18 protein-coding genes and 1 other annotated feature are annotated in these 21,852 nt (G+C 38.6%); of the genes, 12 read left to right on the top strand and 6 right to left on the bottom strand.

Translation table 11 applies throughout. The annotated features are described in order from the left end of the window. Window positions 1-149: 149 nt before the first annotated feature. The 6 genes from KI363_RS06910 (at window position 150) to ltaS (ending at window position 10,466) form a co-directional block, all read left to right on the top strand. Window positions 150-1,079: an ABC transporter permease gene (locus KI363_RS06910; protein WP_212965959.1), complete on the top strand. Its 930-nt coding sequence runs from the start codon at window positions 150-152 to the stop codon at window positions 1,077-1,079. Between the two features lie 14 nt (window positions 1,080-1,093). After that, on the top strand, window positions 1,094-1,972 hold the full coding sequence (locus tag KI363_RS06905) for a carbohydrate ABC transporter permease (RefSeq protein WP_158320996.1): 879 nt from the start codon (window positions 1,094-1,096) through the stop codon (window positions 1,970-1,972). Window positions 1,973-2,085: 113 nt separating this feature from the next. Continuing rightward, on the top strand, window positions 2,086-3,693 hold the full coding sequence (locus KI363_RS06900) for an ABC transporter substrate-binding protein (protein WP_191967356.1): 1,608 nt from the start codon (window positions 2,086-2,088) through the stop codon (window positions 3,691-3,693). Between the two features lie 11 nt (window positions 3,694-3,704). Next, on the top strand, window positions 3,705-5,162 hold the full coding sequence (locus tag KI363_RS06895; RefSeq protein WP_212965922.1) for a glycoside hydrolase family 32 protein: 1,458 nt from the start codon (window positions 3,705-3,707) through the stop codon (window positions 5,160-5,162). Between the two features lie 170 nt (window positions 5,163-5,332). Next, window positions 5,333-7,990 carry a GH32 C-terminal domain-containing protein gene (locus tag KI363_RS06890; RefSeq protein WP_246516795.1) on the top strand — a complete coding sequence of 886 codons (2,658 nt, stop codon included), beginning with the start codon at window positions 5,333-5,335 and terminating at the stop codon, window positions 7,988-7,990. 556 nt (window positions 7,991-8,546) lie between these two features. Further along, window positions 8,547-10,466, top strand: coding sequence for a lipoteichoic acid synthase (gene ltaS, locus KI363_RS06885; RefSeq protein ID WP_158320994.1), 1,920 nt, complete (start codon window positions 8,547-8,549; stop codon window positions 10,464-10,466). Between the two features lie 94 nt (window positions 10,467-10,560). On the opposite strand, the gene KI363_RS06880 is transcribed toward ltaS, so the two are convergent. The 5 genes from KI363_RS06880 to KI363_RS06860 all read right to left on the bottom strand — a co-directional run bounded on the left by KI363_RS06880 (window position 10,561) and on the right by KI363_RS06860 (window position 15,326). Further along, the gene (locus KI363_RS06880; protein WP_212965921.1) at window positions 10,561-10,857 is read right to left on the bottom strand and encodes a hypothetical protein; all 297 of its coding nucleotides are present in this window, start codon (window positions 10,855-10,857) and stop codon (window positions 10,561-10,563) included. 346 nt (window positions 10,858-11,203) lie between these two features. Then, the gene (locus tag KI363_RS06875; protein ID WP_212965920.1) at window positions 11,204-12,037 is read right to left on the bottom strand and encodes an energy-coupling factor transporter transmembrane component T family protein; all 834 of its coding nucleotides are present in this window, start codon (window positions 12,035-12,037) and stop codon (window positions 11,204-11,206) included. Next, window positions 12,028-13,734 carry an ABC transporter ATP-binding protein gene (locus KI363_RS06870; protein WP_212965919.1) on the bottom strand — a complete coding sequence of 569 codons (1,707 nt, stop codon included), beginning with the start codon at window positions 13,732-13,734 and terminating at the stop codon, window positions 12,028-12,030. The genes KI363_RS06875 and KI363_RS06870 overlap by 10 nt, the downstream gene beginning before the upstream one ends. Before the next feature lie 136 nt (window positions 13,735-13,870). After that, on the bottom strand, window positions 13,871-14,422 hold the full coding sequence (locus KI363_RS06865) for an ECF-type riboflavin transporter substrate-binding protein (protein ID WP_212965918.1): 552 nt from the start codon (window positions 14,420-14,422) through the stop codon (window positions 13,871-13,873). 46 nt (window positions 14,423-14,468) lie between these two features. After that, window positions 14,469-15,326: an SAM hydrolase/SAM-dependent halogenase family protein gene (locus KI363_RS06860; RefSeq protein ID WP_158320976.1), complete on the bottom strand. Its 858-nt coding sequence runs from the start codon at window positions 15,324-15,326 to the stop codon at window positions 14,469-14,471. Window positions 15,327-15,394: 68 nt separating this feature from the next. Beyond that, window positions 15,395-15,672 (bottom strand) — a binding site (T-box leader). 738 nt (window positions 15,673-16,410) lie between these two features. Between KI363_RS06860 and KI363_RS06855 the strand changes: the two genes are divergently transcribed. From KI363_RS06855 to KI363_RS06830, 6 genes are all read left to right on the top strand, one after another. Then, a complete protein-coding gene (locus KI363_RS06855) occupies window positions 16,411-16,992 on the top strand; it encodes a hypothetical protein (RefSeq protein ID WP_212965917.1) in 582 nt (193 codons plus the stop codon). Between the two features lie 7 nt (window positions 16,993-16,999). Further along, on the top strand, window positions 17,000-17,557 hold the full coding sequence (gene sipW, locus KI363_RS06850; protein ID WP_158320974.1) for a signal peptidase I SipW: 558 nt from the start codon (window positions 17,000-17,002) through the stop codon (window positions 17,555-17,557). 20 nt (window positions 17,558-17,577) lie between these two features. Next, window positions 17,578-18,165 (top strand): CalY family protein, encoded by a 588-nt coding sequence (locus KI363_RS06845; protein ID WP_212965916.1) that lies wholly within the window; start codon window positions 17,578-17,580, stop codon window positions 18,163-18,165. 214 nt (window positions 18,166-18,379) lie between these two features. After that, window positions 18,380-18,697, top strand: a complete 318-nt coding sequence (locus KI363_RS06840; protein ID WP_158320968.1) for a MazG nucleotide pyrophosphohydrolase domain-containing protein — start codon at window positions 18,380-18,382, stop codon at window positions 18,695-18,697. Window positions 18,698-18,711: 14 nt separating this feature from the next. Beyond that, a complete protein-coding gene (locus KI363_RS06835; RefSeq protein WP_212965915.1) occupies window positions 18,712-19,284 on the top strand; it encodes an LOG family protein in 573 nt (190 codons plus the stop codon). A gap of 209 nt (window positions 19,285-19,493) precedes the next feature. Continuing rightward, window positions 19,494-19,769 (top strand): hypothetical protein, encoded by a 276-nt coding sequence (locus KI363_RS06830; protein WP_212965914.1) that lies wholly within the window; start codon window positions 19,494-19,496, stop codon window positions 19,767-19,769. Window positions 19,770-20,029: 260 nt separating this feature from the next. On the opposite strand, the gene pepF is transcribed toward KI363_RS06830, so the two are convergent. Further along, window positions 20,030-21,835, bottom strand: a complete 1,806-nt coding sequence (gene pepF, locus KI363_RS06825; RefSeq protein WP_246516794.1) for an oligoendopeptidase F — start codon at window positions 21,833-21,835, stop codon at window positions 20,030-20,032. Window positions 21,836-21,852: the final 17 nt, after the last annotated feature.

The raw sequence follows: 21,852 nt of genomic DNA, 5'->3' as shown, positions 1-21,852 counted from the left end.
TAATGTTAATTAGGGAATAAACCTATTATTCCGATGTGCAAGCGGTTGACATATGGAAGCGGTTGACCTAATTTTAAAATTAATTTGGAGTACTCGTAGGGGGTTTAATAGTGAGAACAAAAGAAACGTCAAGGAGTCTACATAGTGAAATGTCCATAATAAAACCTGAAAAGAAAGAGAGCTTTATTCAGTATTTTAAACATAATTACGCCTTGTATTTGTTTTTGGTTCCTGCCGTAATATTGACCATCATTTTTAACTATGTACCGATGTATGGAGCTGTGATTGCGTTTAAAGATTTTAGTCCAATGAGAGGAATTTTGGGTAGCGATTGGGTGGGATTCAAGCATTTTAAAGACTTTCTAACTTCTCCGAATTTCTTAAATATTTTTATGAATACGATTAAATTAAGTTTTTTTGATTTAATTATTGGGTTTCCGATTCCTATTATTCTAGCATTAATGCTTAACCAAGTTAGGAGAGCGAAAATCAAGAAAAATATCCAACTGATCTTATATGCACCAAATTTTATTTCAGTTGTGATTATAACGGGAATGATTTTTATTTTATTCTCACCAACAGGTCCTGTAAATACACTATTATCCATTTTTACAGATAAACCGATTCCATTTATGACAAGTCCAGATACATTTCGAACCATCTATATCTCTTCTGGTATATGGCAAGGTGCGGGCTGGGCTTCCATCATCTATGTGGCGGCACTTGCGAATGTTGATCCACAACTACATGATGCAGCCACAATAGATGGCGCATCACTGATTCAAAGAATCCTTCATATTGATTTGCCTACTTTAAAACCGGTGATTGCGGTTTTGCTTATCCTGGCTATTGGCGGAATTATGTCCATCGGATTTGAAAAGGCTTATTTATTGCAGACTAGTATGAACTTACCAACTTCAGAGATTATTCCTACCTATGTCTATAAAAGAGGACTGCAAGCTGGAGATTACGCCTATTCCACTGCTGTAGGATTGTTTAACACGGTGATTAATGTCGTTTTGTTGGTTGTGGCAAATAAGGTTGTAAAAAAATTATCTGATGGCGAAAGTCTTTATTAAGGGAGGGATACGAAATGCATAATATGTCAAGGAATGATCGGATATTACTTTTGATCAATAAAATTTTACTAGGAATGATCATTTTAATGATTATTATTCCTCTGTTATATGTATTAATTGGGTCTTTTCTAGATCCTAATGTGTTGCTAAGTAAAGGGATTTCTTTTAATCTGGCAGATTGGACGATTGATGGTTATAGAAGGGTGTTTCAAGATGGTTCCATTCTCAAGGGATTTTGGAATTCGATTATTTATGCGGTAGGTTTTACGATCTGTACCATTGTCTTTACAGTGTTTGCGGCCTATCCTTTATCCGTTGATGGCTTCAGAGGGAAAAATTTCTTCATGATTTTTTTCTTGATTACGATGTTTTTTAATGGAGGTCTCATTCCTACGTATCTATTGGTGAAAAACTTAGGATTGATTAATACAGTGTGGGCGATTATTTTACCTGGCGCAGTGGGTGTCTGGAATATCATTCTAGTCAGAACGTTCTTTAAGGGATTACCGAAAGAACTGAAGGAAGCGGCGAAAATGGATGGTGCCTCTGAACTACAAGTCTTCTTTAAAATCATTTTGCCTTTGTCTAAACCGGTTATTTTCGTCATCGCCTTATATGCTTTTGTGGGGCAATGGAATTCCTATTTCGATGCGATGATCTACTTAGAAGATCGTAATCTTCACCCATTACAACTTATTTTACGATCCATTCTTATTCAAAACGAAGTTCAACCAGGGATGATAAATGATATGCAAGCTGCTGCCGAAATGAGCAAAATAGCGGAGAAAATCAAATATTCTTCCATTGTCATATCAAGCCTTCCATTACTCATCATGTATCCCTTCTTCCAAAAATATTTCGAGAAAGGTGTCATGGTTGGATCTCTAAAGTAATTATCGGAAATTCAATTAAAGGAGGTGAAGCGAATACATAGAACATAGTGGGCAATTAATTGTATACAAATAGATTTGAAAAATGATGTGAATAGAAAAAAGGAGGGTTTACCTTGAAAAAGTTATCAGGAATTATATCGTTATTGGTTATAGTAGGACTTGCTCTAGCTGGCTGTGGAAAAAGCGAGAAAAGTGCTTCATCTGAGGATTATGAGTTAAAAGATATTAAATTTCCTTTGGAAGAAACAGTATCACTTAAGTTTATGACTCAAAGTTCGCCATTAGCACCTGATGATCCCAATGAAAAGCTCATTTATAAGCGGTTGGAGGAAAAGTCAGGGGTGCATATTGATTGGAAAAACTATACAAAGGATTCCTTTATTGAAAAGCGAAATTTAGCACTATCAAGTGGAGATTTACCTGATGCGATCTTAGATGCAGCATTCAGCAACTATGATTTACTAAAGTATGCCAAAGATGGAACAATTGTACCAGTCGAAGATCTCATTGATCAATATATGCCTAATCTGAAAAAGGTCTTAGAACAAAGACCAGAGTATAGGGAATTCATTACAGCGCCTGACGGGCATATCTATAGTTTTCCGTGGATTGAGGAATTAGGGAATGGGATTGATCGGATACAAGTCGTCGGAGGTTTACCTTGGATCAACGTAGAATGGTTAGATAATCTAGGATTAGATATGCCGACCACCACGGAAGAATTGAAAGAGGTATTAATAGCATTTAAAACACAAGATCCGAATGGCAATGGAGAAGAGGATGAGATTCCCATGGGAGCGATCATCAATGATGGTGACCAAGACCCCGCAATACTATTAGGTTCCTTTGGTTTAGGAGATACTGGGGATCACACCGTTGTGACAGAAGATGGCGAAGTCGTGTTTACAAAGTCACAAGAAGGCTATAAAGAACAGATAAAATATCTTCATGACTTATATAGCCAAGGTTTAATAGATGAAGAAGCGTTTGAGCAGGATTGGAATACATTTATTTCAAAAGGAGATAAATATGGCTTATATTTTACATGGGATAAAGCGAATGTCAGTGGTATGAATGATAAATTTGACGTATTACCACCACTAGAAGGACCATCAGGAGAGAGAGTGATTGTTCAACAAAATGGTGGAGTGGGTTTTGACCGTGGAAGAATGGTTATTACAAGTGCTAATAAAAATCTAGAGCTTACAGCGAAATGGATTGATCAACTGTATGAACCTCTTCAATCCGTTCAAAATAACTGGGGGACTTATGGGGATACAGAACAGCAAAATATTTTTGAATTTGATGAAGAAACCAATATGTTGAAACACCTTCCTCTTGAAGGAACTGCACCAGTAGAGCTAAGAGAGAAGACGAGTATTGCAGGTCCATTAGCTATATTAGATGAATATTATGGGACGGTCACAACAAAACCGGACGATGCAGCTTGGAGATTGGATTTATTGCAAGAACATATTGTTCCATTTATTAAAAATGAAAAATATTATCCACATGTGTATCTTTCGTTAGAAGAAATTGATGAATTATCAAAGATTGAAACAGATCTCTTTGAATATGTGAACAGAAAACGAGCTGAATGGATTCGAAATGGAAAGATTGATGAAGAGTGGGACGATTATCTAAAAGAACTTGAACGATTTAATCTTGATACATGGCTACAAATTAAACAAGACGGATATGACAGAACGGTTAATCAATAGGAGGTAAGGAATTGGAGATTGCTAAACTAGAAAGATATAGACCAGCATTGCATTTCTCTCCAAAACAAAATTGGATGAATGACCCAAATGGTTTAGTATTTTTCAAAGGTGAATATCATTTATTTTTTCAACATAATCCAAATGACAGTATATGGGGTCCCATGCACTGGGGCCATGCCGTTAGTAAAGATTTGATTAAGTGGGAAGAACTAGACATAGCTTTATATCCAGATGAACTAGGGACGATCTTTTCGGGGAGTGCTGTCGTTGATTGGCATAATACGTCTGGATTTTTTCCAGAAGAACCAGGGTTGGTGGCGATTTTCACTCATCATTTAGAGGATGAAGATCACACACCATCTGTACAAACACAAAGCTTGGCCTACAGTCACGACGACGGAAGGACATGGGTAAAGTATAAAGGGAATCCAGTGTTAACACATCCAACTAAAATTGACTTTAGGGACCCTAAGGTATTTTGGCATCAACCAAGTCATAAGTGGGTGATGGTTTTAGCGACAGGGCAAACGATCTCGATTTATTCCTCTCCTAATCTAAAAGATTGGAAGTTTGAAAGTGAATTTGGAGAGGATGTCGGTTCCCATGATGGTGTATGGGAATGTCCAGACCTATTTGAATTATCAATCGAAAACTCTAATGAAAAAAAATGGGTTCTTATTGTCAGTATTGGAGATAACCCTCAACTAGATTCAGGTTCACGGACTCAATATTTTGTCGGTTCGTTTGACGGGAACAAGTTTGTACCTGAACACGACGAGATCAAATGGCTGGACCATGGAAAAGATAACTATGCAGGTGTTAGTTTTTCTGATATTCCAAAGGAAGATGGAAGAAGAATTTACCTCGGCTGGATGAGTAACTGGCGTTATGCAAATGAGGTTCCAACGGAAGGCTGGCGGAGTCAGATGACTTTACCTCGAGAACTGATTCTCAGAGAAACCGGCGGGGATTTCCATATTGTTCAAAAAGTGGTAAGAGAATTGGACACGTACCTAACCTCAAAAGAAGATATAAATAATGTCATCATTGGTACAGAGGATACCAACATTTATGAGCTTGATTCAGAGTATGCGAAAATCGAACTTATATTGGAAAGTGAAGACGCTAGTCAGTATGGATTGGCGATACATCATACGAAAACACAATACACATCTATTACAATTGACACAAAAGATAATGTATTATTATTGGATCGAAAAAACTCAGGGAAAGTGGATTTTTCTGATAACTTTTCAAGAACTCAAAAGGTGAAACTTGAGGATACAAACCAAATACAACTTCAAATCATTATGGATTCGTCATCATTAGAGTTATTTATTAATGATGGAGAACAAGCATTAACGAGTTTAGTCTATCCCGATAAGGCATGCGAGAGCATCTCCCTTTTCGCATCGGAAGGAATGGCAAATGTCGTACATGGAAAATTCTCTATTCCTTCCATTGATTAAAGAATTAAGACTGCAGCCAGAGGAACTGTTTCATACATGCCTCTGGCTGTTTTTCTGAAATTTCCATAGGCCAAATATGAATTTACGAATGATTACGGCGATACAAGTTTGTATGCGCCATCTTTAAATAAAGACATGATTTCAAATGTCTGTGTGGAGGAGACGAGCACATGTATGTGATAAAAAAGACCTTTGTTCCCATTTTTGTTATAGTGATGGTGATATTATTAAGAAATGATTGTGTGAATGCAAAAGATACCGATAGAACGAAAGAGGAAGAGAAATTGAAACGCATGGATACGAACGATTATTACACGGAAAAATACCGCCCTCAATATCATTTTTCTACGGAAACGGGAAGACTCGCCGACCCAAATGGACTCGTTTATTTCGAAGGTGAGTATCATTTGTTTCACCAAAAAATGGGAACCTGGGCACATGCGGTTAGTAAAGACCTAGTTCATTGGGAGCATCTTCCCGTTGCCCTAGGGCATGATGAATTAGGACAAGCCCTGTCCGGAAGTGCTGTAGTAGATTGGCATGATACAACGGGGTTTTTTAATGGAAAAGCCGGTTTAGTGGCGTTCTACACAAACACAGAAGGAGGAGAAGCACAAAGTATTGCTTATAGTAAAGATAACGGGCGGACATGGGAACGTTATAAGGGAAACCCTGTCATTGAAAATCCTGGTATAAAAGATTTCCGGGATCCGAAAGTGTTTTGGCATGAAGAGTCTAAAAAATGGGTGATGGTTGTTTCGACGAACCAAAGTGTAACCTTTTATAATTCAGATAACTTGATTGATTGGGAGTACCAAAGTCGTTTTGGTGATGAGGAAGGATCGCATGTAGCAGTATGGGAATGCCCCGATTTATTTCCATTACCTGTTGATGGAAATAAAGATAAACAAAAATGGGTGCTTCATGTAAGTGTAGGGGATAATCATATAACAGATGGTTCCACTGCGCAATATTTTATCGGTGAGTTTGATGGAAAGAAATTTGTAAATGATAACCCGGCTGAAAGCATTTTGATAACAGACTTTGGACAAGATTATTATGCAGCCCAGTCTTTTGCGAATATTCCTGAAGAGGATGGGCGGAGGTTGTGGTTAGGATGGATGGCCAATTGGAGATACCCATATCAATCCCCTACAGAGCCTTGGATGGGCTCCATGTCAATCCCGCGAGAATTATCATTAAAATTTACGAAGGATGGTATCCGGTTATTCCAAGAGCCCATCCGTGAACTAAAAAGTATCCGTGCGACTGAGCACTCTGTAGATGCCTTTACATTAGAAGGTGAACGTGAAATCAGTGATTTCGCGGGGACAACTTATGAGTTCGAAGCAATTGTTGAATGGGAACAAGTGGATGAGTTTGGCATTCGTCTACGCCAATCAGATACAGAGGAAACGGTAGTCGGAGTGAATACAAATACAGAAACTGTATTTCTTGACCGAACCAATGCAGGTCTGGAGACTTTAATAGATCGCGATGGTCAATTATTTAATTTTGGTAAACGGTTTGAAACGAAATTTTCTAAGGATGGAAAACAGGTTAAAATTCATGGTTTCGTCGACGAGTCTTCGGTGGAGTTGTTTATTAATGATGGTGAATATGTGTTTACTAATCTAATTTACACAAAACCGACAAATAAGGGAATTGAACTATATACAAAGGGTGGTCGTGTGAATTTTACTTCACTCAATTTCTATCATCTACATTCTATCTGGCGTGAAGCCCCTGATGAAGGAAAAATCGATAGAGTGGCTGTTAGTGAGGAAAATGTGGGGTTAGAAGTTGGGGAATCGATCGAGCTTACTGCTCATGCTAAGCCGGATTGGTTGTCTATTACAGAACCATTGGTGTGGGAAGTAGATAACCCAGATCTTATCCAAATAGATGAATTGGATGAAACAAAAGTCAAAATAACTGGAGTCAAGTTGGGCGTTACGACTGTCACAGTTCGTGACCCAAACAGTCAAACGTCAAAAAAAATCAAGGTCCGAGTCCTGGAGGACAAAGAATCAGATTATATAGATGGCTGGGGACCTTCTCCTACGACAAGGGCATTTTCTGGAAAATGGGATATTGAGGATGGCTCAAGTGTGACAAGCTATGTTGAACATAATCCCGATTGGAAAGAGATTTATAAAGATGAAGTGGTTACAGGTGATTTCAATGTCTCTGCTGATATTCAATGGGTAGAACAAGGAAATGAGGGGTTCCCTAAATATGGTATCATGATTGTCGATGAAAAAGGTACCAACGTTTCGGCCTTCTTTAATAAGGATATTCATCAGTTAGAAACCTTTATGAAGTATAGTGATCGAGAATTAGGATGGGAAGGAGCCGACTTACCTAATAGTGTAGAGCTCCAAGAACCACAAGCATTGAAAGTAGAGAAAACAGGGGACGTTTTTAGGTTCTATTGCAATGGCAAGAAAATCTTAGAAAGAACGATAGAGATGAAAGGAAACATGAGTGTGGGGGTGGTTAACGAGAATACCAAAGCTCATTTTACCAATTTCACTATAGAGGTTGGTGAGGACGCACCAACGGCAACGAACGCAGCCGAGCTAAAAGAACTTGTTGAGCACTTCGAGGAAGAGGGAGAAGTTAGAAATAATAGTGCCCATGCTTTAAAAATCCATTTAACTGCGGTTGGACATTACGAGGAAAAACAAATCGCAAAAAAAGTAGTCAAACACATGGAAAGCTTTAAATTGTTACTAGACCATCAGAAGGAAAATGCATTGATTTCCGACAAGGCGTATCACGTCCTCACTGAGAGTGCCGATTTAATAATAGCCAAGTGGGAATAAAGCAAAAAAAGAAGTATCTCAGCTTATCCCGTGAGAACAAAGAAAATTGTATGTAGGGTGGGGCTTCCCACTCTACTGTAAAAAGCGAATATTTTAAGTGCTTTTTGATAAACTGGAGGGGGGCTTCATACTTCCGGTTTTTTTTGATAAAATAGAGATGTGAACACTTATGGTTCTTTTTTTGTTTAAAGGGGATGTTCAAGAAATAAGGATCAAATGGATGAACAAAGGATAATCGGCTAAAGGCGCCACGTCAATCGTCACGCCGTTTTGACCAACATCCAGTTGGCCTAAATTCGTAGCAACATTCGCCACGCCTTTGTGACCTGTGTCCCGCAGGCCTCTGGTAACTAAAAGGTGAGGGAAGGGGACGTAAGCGATTTGCCAAGACATTAACACTGAAATATAATTGTAATGTTTGATTATTTAGAGAGCGGGTAATAGGATACTTGAAAAGATTACCCAAATTTATTGAGTAGAACGTGCTCACATAGGAGAAATGAAAGTCAAACGAATTGGGAAGTATACGGGATGAGAATTTTATGAGGTGAACATAATGAGGAAATTTCTAACGTCTAAATCCGGTTTCTTTTCCGTTATCGTCCTTTGCTTTTGGATAAAAACGTATATCATTTATCAGGTGGAGTTTGACTTAGGGGTTCAAAATATATTGCAACAATTCTTATTGTTTTTTAATCCGCTTAATTCAGCGCTTATCTTTCTAGGGGTGGCATTATTTGCAAAAGGAAGAAAAGCGGGAGTTTGGCTACTAACGATTTATACAACATTAAATGCGCTTCTCTACGCGAATGTTGTGTTTTATCGTTTTAACAGTGATTTTATTACAATCCCAACACTCACTCAAACAAGTAATTTCACGAGTCTTGGAGGAAGTATTGCCGATTTAGTGGCATGGCACGATCTATTTTATATAATTGATTTGATCTTGTTGTTTGCTTTTTTTGTTCTAACAAAGGCTCATTGGTCTACAGAGCGTTTACCAATAAAGAAACCTTTGCTTGTTCTTGCTTCTGGTGCGATCTTATTTACGGTGAACCTAGGATTGGCAGAAATTGATCGTCCCCAGTTATTAAAAAGAACATTTGACCGAAATTATATTGTGAAGTATTTGGGTGCGTATAATTTCATGATCTATGATGCAGTGCAAAGTTTTAACTCCTCGAAGCAACGTGTTCTTGCATCAAGTGATGATCTCACAGAGGTCGAAAATTATACGAAAAGTAAGTATGCAGAACCCAATCCTGATTATTTTGGTGTAGCAGCTGGTAAGAATATAATAAAAATCCATCTTGAATCTTTTCAATCTTTTTTGATTGATTATAAATTAAATGGGGAAGAAGTGACTCCATTCATCAATTCACTTGTTCATGATTCGGAGCAAAATTTCACATATTTTGATAATTTCTTCCATCAAACAGAACAAGGAAAAACCGCGGATGCTGAATTGATTATGGATAACTCCTTATATGGCTTGCCACAAGGATCAGCTTTTGTGACAAAAGGAAATAACACATATCAAGCATTGCCAGCGATCTTACAGCAACAGCAAGGATATACAAATGCTGTTTTCCATGGAGATTATAAATCTTTTTGGAATCGGGATGAAATCTATAAGCAATTTGGAATCGACGAGTTCTATGACGCCAGCTATTATGATATGGACGATGACAAGGTGATTGGATACGGTTTAAAAGATAAGCCGTTCTTTGCGGAGTCCATGCCTTATCTTGAATCATTGCCGCAACCTTTTTATGCCCATATGATTACATTAACGCATCATCATCCTTATTTGATTGATGATGAGGATGCCACGATTGGGCCGGCCACAACAGGGGATGCGTCTGTGGATCGCTATTTCCAAACCGCACGTTATTTGGATGAGTCATTGGAGCAATTTTTCAATGATTTGAAGGCATCTGGGTTATATGATGATTCCGTGATTTTCTTGTATGGCGATCACTATGGCGTTTCGACGAATCATAATCGGGCGATGTCGGAGTTGCTTGGGGAAGAGGTTACCAAATTAAAATCTGCTGAATTACAGCGTGTCCCTTTTTTGATTAAAATACCTGGGATCGAAGGTGGAGGCATTAACCATGAGTATGCGGGACAAATGGATGTGGTGCCAACACTCCTGCATCTCTTAGGAATTGAAGCGCGAGACTACATTCAATTCGGAACGGATTTATTCTCTGAGGAGCATCAAGATTTCGTTCCATTCCGAAATGGTGATTTTATGACGGAACGATTTAGTCGAGTGGACGGCGTTTACTACGACACTCAAACGAAAGAAGTCATAGAAGAACCAACTGAGGAAATGGAAGAACTGCGTGAAAATGTCATGCAAGAACTCGAATTATCCGATCGTGTCCTCTACGGCGACCTTTTAAGATTTTACACACCGAATCAAAACTGGACACCTGTTGATCCAAAGAATTACAGGTATGGGCAATAAAATTATGCTAAAATGATAGATAGAAAAAGATCTGGCTATTGTTCCTGAATGGAATAGTAGCCAGATCTTTTTTTGTAGAATTCACCATGATTTGTTATCTGATTTCCTCAGGTATCATCACGAATTTGACCTTCTGATCAGTGGATGGTCGGGTTGTCGTCCATATTTCCATGCCGACTGCTGCCATTTCTTCCATGAGATTTTCGATCGCCTCGATAATCGCCTGCTTGGGCTTAGGATGGTCTCCCATCCCATCAATGCTTTCTTCTTCCCAGTAGTAATAGCTGGCGAAAGCTTCTGTATGCTGTTTATAAATATGATAAGTCACTTGAATTCTAAGACCTTTGTGTTGAATCCACAGAGTCCCAGCACCATTTAGTAATGGCTCCATATCTACATTCTCCTTATCTAAATAAGATCGTCTATGAATGAAACAAAAATGTTAATCGAAAATATTAGGGTACTTGCATTATATCATCTAAAATTGATGAGTGTCTAATTGGCTCCATATGGCGATATCTTTAAAGAGTAATTTGTGATTCACTCATTCAGAAATGGGAAGAAGCATAAACCAGATTAATAATTTACCAAACGAACAAATGGAGTTCCCCATGCAAGGATTTTGCTGGGCATGGGGACTCTAAAAAAATAAAAATACGTTTCACTTTTTCAGGTATGAAGGAATTATTGGCTTTCTCGTTGTTTAAAATGATTCCCCCTGTCATAAGGGCATACCATCATGCCCCGAACGGATTATAAAATCTACTTCCATCATAAAAAGTAATAATAAGCGAAAGAACGAACGCAATCCCTACTAAAATGAGAGCAATATAGTCAATTCGTTTGAATGGACGGGCACTGTACCAAGAGCGCTTTTTATTTTTTCCGAAACCGCGTAGTTCCATGGCGTTGCTAATGACTTCGATTCGATCTAAGCTTGATAGTATTAATGGGATGATGATGGAACCCATGTTTTTGATTCTCTTCCCTAATTTTTCTTTGCTCGACATGTCGATTCCTCGTGCTTGTTGGGTGATGGCAATGTTGCGGAAGTCACGCTGGATATCAGGGATATAGCGTAAAGCTAATGCGACAGCATAGGAAATTCGATAGCTAACCCCGATTCTGTTCAGTGAAGCCGCGAATTCACTCGGATGTGTTGTTACAATAAACAAAAGAGCAGCTGGGATAATTGTAAAATACTTAATTGTTATATTAAATTGGTAAAATAGTTGCTCCCATGTTACGTTATATCTTCCTATTATTTCAAACACGACATGGCTTGTACCATAAATTTTTACTCCTTCTTGTGGTGAAAAAATGTAGATGGCGATATTGTTTAGAAGTAAAAACGCCAAAATGAAAATCAACACAAAGGAGATGTCGCGAACTTTTACTTGAGACGCGATGAAAATAGCGATGCTTGCGACAAATAAAAATAGTAACACTCGTGTATCATACGTAAGCATGGCGGCTGTGGACCATAAAATAAAGCAGATGAGTTTCGTTGCACCTGTCAGCCGATGGATCGGCGATGGGCGCTCAATATATGCAAGCATTTCTACTGCCATGATGTTCGAACCTCCTTATCGAAGGCGATAAATCGTCCAACGAATTCTCTTGGTTCTTTGACTCCTGCTTTTACGGCTAAGTCAAATAGGGAAGTCTCTTTTAAATTCGCTTTTTTGATTACGTTTCGATCTGTAAGGATATTCGCTGAAGTATCATCAGCAATTTTTTCCCCGTCGGCAATGACGATTGCTCGCGGTGTGTACTCAAGCATTAAGTGCATATCATGTGTGATCATTAAGATTGTGATGCCTTGTTCATTTAATTCGGATAAAAATTCCATGATTTCTGTGTAGTGCTTGAAATCTTGTCCTGCAGTTGGTTCATCTAAAATAATTAACGCAGGCTCCAATACTAATATCGAAGCAATGGTGACGCGCTTCTTTTGCCCGAAGCTAAGGGCTGAAATCGGCCAATTTCGAAATGGATAAAGGCCACATATCTTTAAAGTCTTTTCAACTCGTTCCTTTATTTCATCTTCAGGCACGCCGCGCAACACCAATCCTAGCGCCACTTCTTCAAAAATCATATGTTTTGAAATCATTTGGTTTGGATTTTGCATGACGAGTCCCATTCGTTCCGCTCGTTCCTTGATCGTATCGTTCATGATGTCTTTACCGTTAAAGAGGATGCGCCCGGAGGTGGGCTTGTTAAAACCGCAGATAAGACTAGCAAGCGTCGATTTTCCGGCTCCATTTTTACCAGCAATACTAACCATTTCGCCTTTTTCAATGGTAAAAGAAACGCCGTGAATAATTTCGCGTCCTGGCGAATAGCTTAAATGAATGTTTTCCAGCTCTAAAATTGGATCTGTTTTCTTTTTCCATTCAGGTGGATTCGTCGCATCAAACCAGTTGAGCAGCTTGTCCTTATCAACGGAAAATGTATGGATATGGGATGGTTTTGATTCCGCTGTCACTTCGGTTCCTGCGTATTTTGCAGCTTTTACAAAAAGCGGTTCGCGAATATTGCATTCTTCTAGGATAGAAGATGCAAGTAATTCATCGGGTGTAAGGTCGGCTACAATTCTGCCTTTATCCACAACAATAATTCGATCGACATGGCATTCAAGTACATCTTCGAGGCGATGCTCAATGATGACGACGGTTGTATTTGTTTCCTTTTGAATGCGATCGATGAGGTGAATCGCATGTTTTCCTGTTGCTGGATCAAGATTGGCAAGCGGCTCGTCAAAAAGTAAAATATCAACATCATCCACCATTACTCCTGCTAAAGACACACGTTGCTTTTGACCTCCCGATAATTGGTGAAGCGAAGATTGTAAATAATCGTCCATATCGACCATTTTGGAAACGTCTTTTACGATTGAGAACATTTCGTCCTGCTCCCGCACGTCATTTTCAAGTGCGAAAGCGATATCCTCGCCAACAGTAAGACCTATAAATTGCCCATCAGGATCTTGTAAAACCGTTCCAACCATTTTTGAAAGTGAAAAAATATCGAGGTTTTTTGTTTCCTGCCTCATAATTTTCAAATTCCCGGTAATCTCTCCTTTATAGGAAAACGGAATTAAACCGTTGAGGCAATGACCAATCGTGCTTTTTCCTGAACCAGATGGACCTACGATCAGCACTCTTTCCCCTTCGTAAATCGTTAAATTAATATCATGAAGAGTCGGATCGGTTTGGGTGCGATATTTAAAATTAAATTGTTCAAATTGAATAACGGGCTTTTTCATTTGTGATCTCCTTGGTTACATACTCGCAATTCCTTTGAAAATTTACTCATTGCTGGATTTCATAAAATGAACTCAAAACGAGGAAATCGAATTACGATTTCCTCGCATCATCCTCTCTATTGTATATTAAAAATCTTTATTCTGCTTTCAAACTGCCACTTTTCACCCTAGTTTTTGCGTAAGCTGCGAGTAAAATTGTGCCTAGGACGGCTACTGTAACTATGTTTGCTAGTCCGGCTGCAATCCCTTGAGTCCATACTTTGTTTGCAGGTTCCGCATAAATGAGTATATCAAGGGATGGAGCAATTAGTCCCCAGCCAATAATATTGACAAGAGCTTGAACAATATTAAAAGAAATTATTTGCTTTTTACCAAATTCTCCGGATTCGATATCGATTCGTTTGGCGGCCAATCCGATAAATAGTCCAACGAATGCTGAAACGATTACCCAGCTCCACCATATTGAGCCGTACGTAATCGAATCTTGCAAAGCATGCCCAATCAACCCGATAAGTCCACCTGCAATTGGACCGAATACAACCGCCATTAGCGCTAAAAATGCGTATGCTGTATTAATTGAAGTGTTCGGAATTCCTGTAGGAATCGATGCAAATCTACCTAAAATTACAAACACAGCGGCTCCAATCCCAATCGCAACGATTGTTTTAATTGCTAAATTTTTCCCCACTTTTGATCCTTCTCCCTTTTTGAAAATTTTTAATAACAATGTCTACTTAATTATATATGGCTTTTGGCACTTTGCGGAGAGATATTTTCCAATTTGCACCCGTTTCAATATGATAGGCATTGGCGAATGACCCTTGGTTGAGAGCTATTCCGAGTTTATCAAGCGAATTTACGTAAATTAATGGTTCGCCTAAATGACTGTCAGCGAAGGATCGTCCATACGTCATGATGTTTTTATATACCTGGCGTGTATCATTATGAATAGTCACTTCAAAACTATCTCCATACTCAACTCCTAATTGCAGGAAAAGAGTTCTGTCGATATTCGTCCAAAGGTTTCCGAAACGGATATCAAGAATATCGATATTTCCAGTAACGGAAGATTCATCGATGGTTGGATCAAATTTTGCAAGTTCAGTGACAGAATCGACTGGAACTTCAGGGCCAACTTCTTCAAATGTGATGACTCCAGATGCAAGTCTTGCCCCCGTATATGCATACACGTCACGGCCATGGAATGTATACGATTCCCCCGATTTAGGGAGGCGGTTGACGGTTTCATCAATGATTCTGACTTCTTCGATCCCAATCGCGTCTTTTATATGAGTCAATGTTCCATTATCTGGGGTAACGATGTATTGATTCTCCGTTGTTTTTATTACAATGCTACGGCGATTGGAGCCAACTCCGGGATCAACGACTGAAATGAAGACCGTTCCTTCAGGCCAATATGATATGGTTTGATAGAGGCGATACGACCCTTCCCATATATTATATTGTGGTATGTCATGGGTTAGGTCAAAGATTCTAAGTGTCGGATCGACTGAAATCGCCACACCGTACATAGCGCTCACTGCACCGTCACTTAAACCGAAATCTGTTTGAATCACTAAACTGTTTGTCATTGTAAATTCCTCCATCTGTAAAAAAGTTTTAGAAAACCAAAAAACCACGCCCGTATCTTTATACAAAAGATAAGGACGTGGTTGCATTCACATGGTACCACCTTATTTTACTGTTTGCTCACACAAAACAGCCTCAGCAAGTACTGGAGCACAAATACATCTTTGCTCGAAATACTGTGGTATTGATAACGAGTACCAAATCTCGTCGGCACCTACTAATCCGAAAGCGGATGTTCAGTTCGCAACTCAGAGGCCATTGTTCAGATCGTGATTTTTGCTTCTTTTCAGCTACCGAAGCTCTCTGTATAAAACCATTAATCCTACTTTTTCTCTTCATCGTCTTTAAAAAAATAAAGCATTATCTGATTGAAACTGATTATAAGCCTGGGTGGAGAAAAATGCAAGGATAAATTTTAAAAAAAGTAAATTCCTCAATTAATATCAAAGTTTCACCAATTGTGTCAAAGTTTTCACCAATTAAATCCCGAATTTCACCAATTGTACATAAAATTTTTCAATTTTGAGATTAAGTCATATTGGACAGATTATCAAAAAATGCAAAGGGTTTGAATTTTAAAACATCTAATTGAATTTTTTAATGTTCGTTGTCCGAATTTTGTTCAATTCAGTAGGAGTATCTTCGTGGGCGGCCCCAATCTAGGGGCTAGTCCCACAAGATAAGCCTGGTTAAATATTAAGGGATTGGGAGAAAAATAATGCAATTTTTCAAAAGAATTTGCAGTTTACCGAATCTGAATATAGGTAAGAATCAAATAAATTTGCAATCTTTTTGAAAGTTATTCTATTCACCTTCTAAATGTAAACGTTTTATAATGTAGGTGTTCCAAATCAAAGATAAAAAATTAAAAGGCAGATACCAATTGGCTTATTCAGAAATGAGAAGGGAAATGGGGGGATGATCTAGAAGTATATAAGTGAATTTCCTATTTTTTCCTGGAATGGGAAATTTCATAAGAGCCACCAGTTTCAGAGTATTATGATATTCCTTACTCATATATTTGATCAATCGGATCAGATTGATACATCTGGTGAGATTTGAAAGCCTTTTGGAAGGGAGATGAAAATGAGGAATTACCGCAAAACTGAAGAAAATGAGAGTACGGATAAAAGTAGGACAAGACGACCGTTTCAGCTGTTAATTCTGTTATATTTGTTCTTTTTTATCTGTTCACAGCTCACATCACCGACTAGCGCCTCTTTTCAAGATGTGACAACGATCAGGGGGACACTATCAGCAGATCCTGATATGGAACATCAGCAGGAGGAGAAGGAGTCACTTCTTCAAAGCGAAGGTGAAAATTCAGTAGATATAGCTGATGAAGGTATTGAGGAAGATCAAAGTGATGAACAAGAAAGGCAGGGCTCTGGAGAGGTTTCTGAAACAGAGGAACAGGATCAAGAGAGTCATAAGAAAGAACAAAGTCCAAATGAGAAAGAGGGGGACCAAGAAGAAAAAACACAAGATCAGGATATTTCGCAGGAAGCATCTCGTCCAGATGCTAATGTTGTAGGGGATCAGGAAAAGCAGGGTATCGAAATCGAAGCCGAACAAGCTACGAAAAGTGAAGGACGAGGTGAAACCGAACTAGATTCCACCAAAGACATAATAGAATCGGACATGCAAAAATTGGATCCATCGGAGTGAGGAGAATATGAAAGGGAAAACCATCTTAAAGTGGATAAGCAATAGTATCTCAACCCTGTTGATCATCCTGTTAGTCTGTGCAGTATTGATTGTCATTTCATCCCGAGCGGCAGGGGGAGAACCGAGTCTCTTTGGCTATCAGTTGAAAACGGTCTTATCCGGTTCCATGGAGCCAGAAATGCCAGTTGGTTCGCTAATTTTAACTAAGCAAGTGGATGAAAAGGAGACGTTCAAAACTGGAGATGTGATTACATTTAGAACGAGTGAAAATATTTTAGTGACCCACAGAATTATTGAGGTAGAACATAATGGTCAACGATTTATTACCAAAGGGGACAATAATAATGGGCCTGATGTTGAACCAGTTTTAGCAGAAAATATCGTTGGGAAATACTCGGGGACGACTATCCCCTATGCCGGATATGTCTTCCATTATATGAATACAAAGCAAGGAGCGGTATTGTTTTTATTTATACCGGGTCTGTTGTTTCTTGGACATGCTATATTTACCATATGGCGTGCGCTACGTCTTATTGAAGGGCCAAAGAAAGAAGAAACCATATAAAAAATTGGGGGAGAAAACGGATGAATGTCAAAAAACAATTAAGCACAGGATTAGTGTCGGCGGTACTCGGTATTACATTAATTGGAGGGGGAACCTACGCATATTTTAGTGACAGTGAGGAAACAAATAATACCTTTGCAGTCGGTACATTGGATCTCGCTGTCAACCCTACACAAATTATTAGCGTTGACAATATACAACCAGGAGATTCCTTTATTCGCGATTTTGAACTGCAAAATAATGGAACATTGGATATTGGAAAAGTTTTATTAGAAACCTCCTATACAGTAGTCGATGCACAGGGGGATAACACAGAGGATTTTGGGGAGCATATTGAAGTGGAATTTCTTTACAACTTGGACAAGCTTGACGAAGTGATTTACAAAACAACTCTAGCTAAGCTTCAAGACATGAAACCAGAGGTTATTAATGAAAAGGTTTTCGAGCCAATCTTCGATGAAGAAGGCCTACCAACCGGTGAAATGAACGACCTCGTTGTAAAATTCCATTTTGTTGATAATGGAAAAGACCAAAACCAGTTCCAAGGAGATTCACTCGATCTTACCTGGACATTTAACGCACAGCAAACTGAAGGAGAGCAAAGGTAATTTCCATTTTAAAGCAGAAAGAAAATCTCTAATAAATTCTTAAAATAGTGCAGGTGGAGACACCCCCAATGTTACGGAAGGCGCCGGAACTTTGGGGGTGCTTTGTTTTTTGTTATTAGTTTTAATATCTATTTTTACATTATATAGAAAAACACTGTATATTGTGTTATTATTCATGATTAGACACTATATATCGAGCTGAGGAGGAGCGGGCTTGAATGCGAAAGAGTTTCAGAAATGGATCGATTCTTATTATAAAGATAGAGGCTGGTCTGATCTAGATATTTTTGTACGAATAGGTTTTTTGTCGGAAGAAACTGGAGAAGTAGCAAGGGCGATTAGGGCATTAGAAATAGGTAGGGACCGACCAGATGAAGTTGAGGACATGTTTGAGAAATGTAAGGAAAATCTTACAGAAGAGTTGGGAGATGTATTAGGCAATGTGGCAGTGATTGCTAATAAATATAATATTGATTTAGAAGATATTTTTTTACAACATAAAAATAAATTGTTACATAGATACCGAAATTAGAAGGATGATGGATTATGAAAGTTAAAAACATAGCCGTGTTCTGTGGCTCAAGCGCAGGAAAAAATAAAATTTATTTGGAAAATGCCAAAAAACTTGGTGAAGAATTAGCCTATAGTAATAGAACGTTAGTATATGGTGGTGCGCAAGTTGGCTGCATGGGGGCATTGGCCGATTCGGCTTTAAATGGTGGAGGAAATGTAGTTGGGGTAATTCCTAAGAAATTACAAGATGTCGAGATAGCCCATAAGAAATTAACAGAACTTTATGTTGTAGAAACGATGCACGAACGAAAAGCAAAAATGGCTGATTTAGCGAATGGATTTATTGCTCTTCCTGGAGGTGCGGGAACATTAGAGGAATGGTTTGAGGTATTCACTTGGGCACAACTTGGTTATCACCAAAAACCATGTGGATTATTAAATGTAAATGGCTTTTTTGAACCGTTAATTTCGATGTTAGATTATACGATTGATGAAGGATTTATGAACGCAAAGTATAAGGATTTGATTATTATGGATTCTGATCCCAAGAGTTTATTGGCTAAAATGGAGAATTATTCCCCACCTTTAAAGGCGAAATGGGAATAACGTAAATGTCGAAAAGGCTATTCTTGCGACATTAAAAAGCTGTTAGGTTATTGAAATTTGCTCAAGAATTGAAAATCAGTAAAGCAATTATGCCTGCGGCGTGATTGAGAGCGAGGTTCTTACCAGCAACGAAAGCGATGCTTCCGACTCCGGACAAGCTGATCTTAAGGAAAATCGTTTATAAAAATTAGAACTGGAGACGAAATTAAATGGATGAGAGAATAGCGAAGATTCGATACTGCCCATTATGTGGACACGAATCAGATAAAGAATTCATCGAAAGAGATGGGTCAGGTGGTCATTGGATTTGTGAAAATTGTGATGAGTTAGTGGAGGCCTATCTTTTAGAGAAAAGGTATGTATTAGAAGAGTGTGCTGAAGAAAGTTCAGAAGAAGATGGGGATTCAGGAAAAAGCATAGGGAAAATCTTGCTTTTCGTAGTTATTATAGCGGCTATCATCTTTGGAATTGCATATTTTAGTTGATCAAAACTTACGAATTAATTAGCACGCATGGTGCCCGAAGCCGTTTGAAAAAATGAGAATTGGTTATCAAAAAGTGCTATGAATCCTGGAGTCCAAGACGGAAAAGAAGAAATGGCTCAAGGAGTATTGTTGAAGCTTGGATTTTGGTAGGGAAATAAAAGAGAAAGTTTAAAAGCTAGGAGAATAAGAAAAGCATATTTTTCTAGGAACAAAAAAGTAAGCCACGATTCCTTTAAAACGGGATCGTGGCTAGGAAGGATTTATCCAATTTCCTCGGTTAGTTTTTCGATTTGATCGATCAGTTCGCCAATATAGGCAATCGTGTCCCGTAATGGTTTATCTGTTGTGATATCAATGCCAGCCATTTGCGCTAGTTCCGCAGGGTTTTTGGAGCCGCCAGCTTGTAAGACAGTTAGCCAATCGTCGACAGCTGGTTTGCCTTCTTTTAACACACGCTTTGTCATTTCTGTAGAGATGGTTAAACCAGCGCTGTATGTGTAAGGATACAAGCCCATATAATAGTGTGGTTGACGCATCCATGTTAGTTCCGCACCGTCATTGATGATAACATCTTCACCCCAAAATTCTTCTAGAACTCCTCTTTTTAACTCATTTAAAATCGTAGCATTGACATTTCCACCTTTATCAATGATTTCATAAACCTTCCGCTGATAAGCTGCCTCAAGCAGGTGAGTGACGAAATTATGATAGTAAGTACGTGAAATGATGGAGGATAGTACCCAGCGTTTGAATCTCGGGTCATCTGAATTTTTTAACAGGTGATTGGCCATCAGCATTTCATTCATGGTCGAAGGAGCCTCAATAAAATACATAGACGCATCCCCATTAAATACACTTTGATGTTTGTAAGCATTATAGAAATGTCCGGCATGACCAAGCTCGTGAGCAAGGACGAATACATCCTCCATACTTCCAGTCCACGAAATCAAGATATAAGAATGATTACCATATGGACTAGCACAGAAGGCCCCTGTTGATTTTCCGGTGTTTTGGGCGAAGTCAATCCATCTTTCTGAGTAAGCTCGATCCACCATATCTGTATAATCTTTCCCCATAATGGCGAGCGCATCATCGATATATTTCTTCGATTCTTCTATCGTGACCGTTGGTTCATAGGAAGGATCGACAGGGATTTTTAAATCAGCAAAGGTCATTTCATCTAATTGATGAATTTTTTGTAAAAGCTTCGCGTATTTCCGCATATGTGGAGCTAATTCTTTCATAATTACATCGATTTGACGGTTATACATGGAACGATCGACATCTTGCTCCATCAATAAATAGTCAATGACAGATGGATATCCACGTAAATCAGAAGTCGTTTTCTCCATTTGTAAGTGCATGTCATATGTTTTGGCTGTTGTATGTTGATAATCGCGCAACTTAGCGGAAAACGCATTAAATGCAGCACGTCTCTTCGCTGTATCAGGATTAGATTCCCAGCTACCTTCAAAAGAAACATAGCTTAATGGGTAATTTTCATTATTCACTTTAAAATCTGGAAATTCCATATCTACTAATTTTGTTGTGTTATATAAACTATAGGGTGCCTCAAAAGTAGATGAGAAAGCTGCCAATGTCTTCTCGACCTCAGGATGAAGCTGGTATGGTTTTTTCTTGATAATATCTTTTAGTAGGACAGCATAATCCTCTGACTGAGCACTCGCATCCTGTAAAACCTCTAATGATAGCTCTGATAATTCACTCATGAGAAAAGAAGTTTGGCTGGAAATTTTCGCGGCCATTGAACTGAATTTGCTGTCTCGCATTTGTGCCTGATCATCCGTTTGGTCAACACTAGCTGCAAGAGAAGCATAGGTACCAATTGGAATAAGTTGTTCATATAGTTTTCTATATTCGTCTAATGCATTTAGTGCCGATGCTGCATCCTGAATCGTACCTTTATAGGCATTCGCAAATTCCGTTGCTTCCTTCCCTACAGTTTTCAAAGCCTGTTCATAAGCTTCTTCCGTTGCAAATAAATCTTTTAAATTCCATGTTTCTTCTTCTTTTACTTGTGCGCGTGTAGGTAAGCTTTGTACCAAATGTCCCCACTCCTTTG

Source organism: Lederbergia ruris, assembly GCF_018332955.1.
GTDB lineage: Bacteria > Bacillota > Bacilli > Bacillales > Bacillaceae_C > Lederbergia > Lederbergia ruris.
Note: the sequence above shows the minus strand (reverse complement) of the source record. Positions and strands in the feature narration are given on the sequence as shown.